Annotated in this window: 2 protein-coding genes; both read left to right on the top strand. The window is 46.7% G+C overall.

The window, feature by feature from the left end; translation table 11 throughout:
• The coding region (locus A3739_RS01350) for a glutathione binding-like protein (RefSeq protein WP_197471939.1) at positions 1-296 on the top strand (296 nt) is incomplete at its 5' end.
• Between the two features lie 50 nt (positions 297-346).
• Positions 347-977, top strand: a 631-nt coding sequence (gene yghU, locus A3739_RS01345) for a glutathione-dependent disulfide-bond oxidoreductase (RefSeq protein WP_068499950.1), incomplete at its 3' end; no start/stop codon positions are given.

The following is a 977-nucleotide window of genomic DNA, read 5'->3' as shown; positions in this document are numbered from 1 at the left end:
TGAATTTGGTCGGCATGGCATTTCAGCATACAACGGGTTACTTCGCAGATCGTATGACGCCGATCAAAGGGTGGGGTGAAGAGTGGTACAAAGGTGCGAGCAAATTCATGCATATGTTAGAGAAGCACCTAGCAGACTCAGAAGTTGTCGCAGGGGACAGCTACTCAATTGCCGACATCACCGCTATGTGCACGGTCGATTTTGCACGTGTTGTTCAATTACGCCGCGGCGAAGAGCAAGTGAATCTAAACCGATGGTATGAAGCTGTTTCTGGTCGTGCTAGTGCAAAAGCCTAACAATGCACCCTTAAAGACAGCAAATCGAATTTCAAAGTTAAGGACCCTTTATGAGTCACGATGTATACGAACCACCTAAAGTGTGGGCTCCCGAAGAAGGAAATGGCGGCAAGTTTGCTAACATTAATCGTCCAACTTCAGGCGCAACACACGACAAAGAGCTACCTTCGGGTGACCATCCTTTCCAGCTATATTCGCTCGCCACACCGAATGGTGTGAAGGTCACGATGATGCTTGAAGAACTACTTCAAGCAGGTCACACCGGTGCGGAATATGATGCTTGGCCAATCAACATCATGGAAGGAGATCAATTCGGTAGTGGGTTTGTAGCGATTAATCCAAACTCTAAAATCCCAGCTTTGTTCGATAAAGAAGCGGACGTCCGCATCTTTGAATCTGGAGCAATTCTGTTTTATCTCGCAGAAAAGTTTGATGCCTTCTTGCCAAAAGAGACTAAAGCGCGCGCTGAGTGCATGAGTTGGTTGATGTGGCAAATGGGTGCAGGTCCGTTTTTGGGTGGCGGTTTTGGGCACTTCTATGCCTACGCACCAGAAAAATATAAGTATCCAATTGATCGCTATACCATGGAGGTGAAGCGCCAGTTAGATTTGTTAGATAAGCACCTTGCAGATAACGAATACATGGTCGGCAGCGAATATACGATTGCAGATATGACCATCT

It is taken from the genome of Oleiphilus sp. HI0067, from assembly GCF_001635735.1.
The sequence above is the reverse complement of the archived record's forward strand: the minus strand, read 5'-3'. Positions and strand labels throughout refer to the sequence as shown.